The following is a 4,443-nucleotide window of genomic DNA, read 5'->3' as shown; positions in this document are numbered from 1 at the left end:
CGCCGCCGGTGTTCATCGCCGCGCCCAGCCCCGACATGACCCCGCACCCGAGCAGGCACACCGCGGCCGGGTCGGCCGCCGGGTTCACCGGGGTGCACTGGCCGCTGTGCACCAGGGTCAGCTCGGTGAACGCGCCGATGCCCAGCGCCGGGGTGAGCGGCGTCCCGTCGAGCAGGGTCATCGGGGTGGTGGCGGTGCGGTCGTCCACGCACGCCTCGGCCCGCCCGCGCCTGCACGCCCGGCACTCGCCGCACACCGCCCGCCAGTTGAGCACCACGAAGTCGCCGGGCGCGACGTTCCGCACGCCCGGCCCCACCCGCTCCACGATCCCGGAGGCCTCGTGGCCCAGCAGGTACGGGCCCTCGGCGGCGATCACCCCGTCCCGGTAGTGCAGGTCGGTGTGGCACACCCCCGACGCCAGCACCCGGACGGTCACCTCGTCCGGACCGGGGTCCGGCACCACGACCTCCACCAGCTCGGCGGGCTTGCCGCCACCCGGCGCCACCACAGCACTGACCGTCCTGGACATCCGCTCGCCTCCACGAAGCTCGTGCGCCCGCGCGGGCGCCCAGCCGGATACCCGCCGCAACCCCCTCCGGCGTTACCCCTGAAACACTTCGCCCGAAGGTCTTGACGGGCGACCGACAGGGCCAGCCGATGCGATTTGCGCACTTTTCCCCAGTATTCCAGCGCGCTCCCCGCGGATCCGCGCCCGGAGGTGGCAGCGGTTTCCCGATTCGCCCGGATCGCGCATTCCGCCGCCCGACCCCGGCGTGCCAGCATGTCCCCGCGCCGGGACGCGCTGGAGCTGTCCGCGGGCACTTCGGGGAAGTGGTGGAGCAATCATGAGCGGCACTCCCAGGATCGCGGGGGGCATCACCGCGTTCGCGATCTTCGCCACCGCGGTCAGCTTCGTGATCTCGATGGCGGGCTCGTCGATGAAGAGCACCGTGCAGGTGCTGTTCCTGCCGATGGTCGACAGCTTCGACGTCACCAGGGGCACCCTGGCGGTGGGCACGACGCTGTTCGCGGTGGTCACCGCGCTCGCCTCGTCGGCGGTGGGGCACCTGGCGGACCGGATCGGCGCGGTGCCGGTGCTGGCGATGGGCGCCGGGATCGTCGGGTGCGTGCTGCTGGTCTGCGGGACGGTCACCGACATCCGGCTGTTCGTGCTGGCCTACGGCGTGCTCGGCGCGATCGGCTGCACGATGCTGTCGTTCGTGCCGCTGGGCGTGCTGGCCGACCAGCTGTTCGCCGGGCGCAACGCGGGCGTGCTGTACGCGGTGCTGACCAACGGCGCGGCGGTCGGGTTCATGGTGCTGGTGCCGCTGTGGACGTACCTGGGCGGCATCACCGACTGGCGGCAGATCCTGCTGGGCGCGGGCGCGGTGTTCCTGGTGGTGCTGCTGCCGCTGTCGCTGCTGCTGGTGCGCTCCTCCACCCGCCAGCCCAAGCCGCCCGCCGCGCCCGCCGAGCACGGGTTCCTGGCCGGGGTGCGCACCGCGTTCGCCGACCGGCGGGTGCGCGGGCTGATCCTGCCGTTCTTCGCCTGCGGCACCACGATGGCGTTCGTCGACGTGCACCTGTTCCCGCACATGCACGACCACGGCGTGGCCCCGGTGACCAGCTCGGTGGCGTTCGTGCTGCTGGGCGCGACCGAGATCGCCGGGTCGCTGGTGGCGGGCAGGCTGTGCGACCGGGGCCGGATCAGGGCCACGCTGGTCGGCGGCTACCTGATGCGCGCGGGCGCGATGGTGCTGACCCCGTTCTTCTCCGCCGAGTTCACCGTCCTGGTCTTCGGCGCGGTGTTCGGGGCGAGCTACCTGGTGACCGTGGTGGCCACCACGATGTGGATCGCGAAGATCCTGCCGCGCGGGCGCAAGGGCACCGCGATCGGCGTGCTGTGGGCGCTGCACATGGTGGCGGTGGCGGTGAGCAGCCAGCTGGGCGCGGTGATCGCGGACCGGTTCCACAGCTACCTGCCGGTGATCGCGCTCAGCGCGGTCATGACGGTCGGCGCGGCGCTGCTGGTGTCGTTGCAGCCGGACCCCGACGCGGTCGGCCCCGAGGTGAGCCGGACGCCCGCCGCGGCGTGACGGCGGCGCGGGCCATCGGGTTTCCCGATGGCCCGTTCGGCGCAGCGGGGCGTTCCGCAGGGCGGGAAGGGGCATTTCAGGGACCGGGTTCTTTTTCCGGTGCGAGTGCAATCAGCCATACGGTGTTCCGACTCTTCTTCGATTGCCCCGCAACACCGGGGTGTGGCACTGTTTTTCCCAGCCGGAGCGCGATGTCGCGGCACCGCGGCTGCTTCCCGCGCGGTGGTCCGCCACGGGGCGACGCCGCCTGCCCGACCGTCCCGCGCCACCGCCTCCGCGCGGCACTCGGCACGAACACCGGGCACGGAAGCACAGGGGGATTCCCGCAGTGAGCGAAAAGCGGCTGGTCGTCATCGGCAGCGGTGGTCAGGCGTTCCGGGAATACGCGCTGGAGGCGATGGCGGGCGAGGCCGACCTCGTGCTCCTGGAGAACCGGGAGCCCACCTGGCAGAAGCCGCACATCACCGACTTCCGGGTGGTCGACCCGGCGGACGTGCCCGCGCTGGTCGAGGCGGTGCGGGAGGTCGCGCCGGACGGGCTGCTGACCTACGACGAGAGCCTGGTCGGCACGGTCGCGCGGGTCGCCGCCGAGGTCGGGATCGCGCACACCTCGCCCGAGGCGATCCGGCTGTGCAAGGACAAGTCCGCGCTGCGCGGGCACCTGGCCGAGGCCGGGCTGAGCCCGGTGCGGTTCGCCGTGGCGCACACCGAGCAGGAGGCCGTGGACGCGGCGGGGCGCGTCGGGTTCCCGCTGGTGTGCAAGCCGCTCGCGCTCGGCGGGAGCATCGGCGTGGTGCGGGCCGACGACGAGGCGGGGCTGCGCGAGGCGTTCGCGATCGCCGCGACCGCCAAGGCCGGGGACGGCACCGCGTCCAAGCTCGCGGGCGTGCTGCTGGAGGAGTACCTGGAGGGGCCCGAGTTCAGCGTCGACTGCGTGGTGTGGGACGGGGTCGCGCACCCGCTGGTGGTGGCCGAGAAGGTGCTGGGCTTCCCGCCGTACTTCGAGGAGCTGGGGCACGTGGTGCCCGCCGAGCCCTCGCCCGCGATCGACGAGGCGGTGCGGCTGGTGCGCGAGGCGCACCGGGCGGTCGGGCTGGACCGGCTGGTGACGCACACCGAGTTCCGGCTCACCCCGGACGGGCCGCGCATCATCGAGATCAACGTGCGCCTGGGCGGCGACCTGATCCCGCTGCTGGGCAAGCTGGCCAGCGGGGTGGACCTTGCCGCGTCGGCGGCGCGGGTGGCGGTCGGGCTGGCCCCGGAGACCGAGCCGCTGCGCTCGGAGGTGGCCGCGATCGTCATGGTGTACCCGGACCGGGCCTACCGGGTGGACGGCGTGCGGTTGCGCCGCGACGAGGCCGAGTACCCCGGTCTGGAGCGGCTGACCACGTTCCTGCCGCCCGGCACCGAGGTGCGGCTGCCGCCGGAGGGCTTCCTGTCCCGGCTGGGCTTCGCGATCGTCACGGGCGCGGACCGGCGGGAGTGCCTGGAGCGGCGGGACGCGGTCGCGGCCGACCTGGTGGTGGACGGGACGCCGCTGTGAGCGCGGGGACCGGTGGGGCCGGGACCGGTGGGGCCGACGAGCAGCGGTCGGTGCTCAAGGTCATCCTGAGCTCGCCGCGCCCGGTCTGGATCCTCGTCGCGGGCGTGTTCGTCAACCGGTCCGGCTCGTACTTCGCCACGTTCCTGACGCTGTTCCTGGAGCAGCTCGGGTTCACCCTGGCCCAGATGCCGCTGATCCTGCTGGCCGTCGGCGTCGCGATCCCGTGCGGGTCGATGCTGGGCGGCTGGGTGTCGGACCGCTTCTCCCGCAAGGCGTCCCTGGTCGGGTCGACGCTGCTGGCGGCGGTCGGGCTGGCCGTGATCGGCTTCGCGCCGACGAAGGCGGTCGCGCTGGTCGGGGTGTTCGCGGCGGCGCTGTTCGCGCAGTCGTACCTGCCCGCGGCCTCGGCGCTGCTGGTGGACCACACCCGCGAGCGGGACCGGGTGCCGGTGTTCGCGTTCTTCCGGTTGGCGCTGAACGTGGGCGCGGCGGTGGGGCCGGTGCTGGCGATCGCGATCACCCCGTACGGGCTGGAGTCGCTGTTCCTGGTGAGCAGCGGCGCGTACCTGCTGTTCTCGCTGGTGCTGTGGCTCGGGTTGCCGAAGCCCGCGGCGCGGGTGGCCGAGGAGGCGTCGGCGGACGAGGTGGCGGCGGGCGGCAAGCGCTTCCCGGCGCAGCTGGTGCTGTTCTTCACCGGCGTGCTGCTGATCACCGCCGTGTACGTGCAGTACTCGTCGACGGTCCCGCTGGCGGTGGCGGACTTCCACGACGCCAAGGTGTACGCGGGGCTGCTGACGCTCAACG

Annotated in this window: 4 protein-coding genes; 3 read left to right on the top strand and 1 reads right to left on the bottom strand. The window is 73.3% G+C overall.

Going from position 1 to position 4,443, the window contains the following annotated elements:
• Positions 1–529: alcohol dehydrogenase catalytic domain-containing protein (locus tag ACTUAL_RS13955; RefSeq protein ID WP_440900535.1), on the bottom strand; the 529-nt coding region annotated here is incomplete at its 3' end.
• 316 nt (positions 530–845) lie between these two features.
• On the opposite strand from ACTUAL_RS13955, the gene ACTUAL_RS13950 reads away from it, so the two are divergent.
• The 3 genes from ACTUAL_RS13950 to ACTUAL_RS13940 form a co-directional block, all read left to right on the top strand.
• Positions 846–2,096 carry an MFS transporter gene (locus tag ACTUAL_RS13950; RefSeq protein WP_096495656.1) on the top strand — a complete coding sequence of 417 codons (1,251 nt, stop codon included), beginning with the start codon at positions 846–848 and terminating at the stop codon, positions 2,094–2,096.
• A 328-nt stretch (positions 2,097–2,424) separates the two neighbouring features.
• Positions 2,425–3,639, top strand: a complete 1,215-nt coding sequence (locus tag ACTUAL_RS13945) for an ATP-grasp domain-containing protein (RefSeq protein WP_096495657.1) — start codon at positions 2,425–2,427, stop codon at positions 3,637–3,639.
• A partial coding sequence (locus ACTUAL_RS13940; protein WP_440900534.1) for an MFS transporter occupies positions 3,636–4,443 on the top strand: 808 nt, incomplete at its 3' end. The genes ACTUAL_RS13945 and ACTUAL_RS13940, both read left to right, overlap by 4 nt.

It is taken from the genome of Actinosynnema sp., from assembly GCF_052038725.1.
Note: the sequence above shows the minus strand (reverse complement) of the source record. Positions and strands in the feature narration are given on the sequence as shown.

Coding starts and splice junctions, on each gene's coding strand:
- ACTUAL_RS13950 (WP_096495656.1), top strand. CDS start 846: ATGAGCGGCACTCCCAGGATCGCGGGGGGCATCACCGCGTTCGCGATC.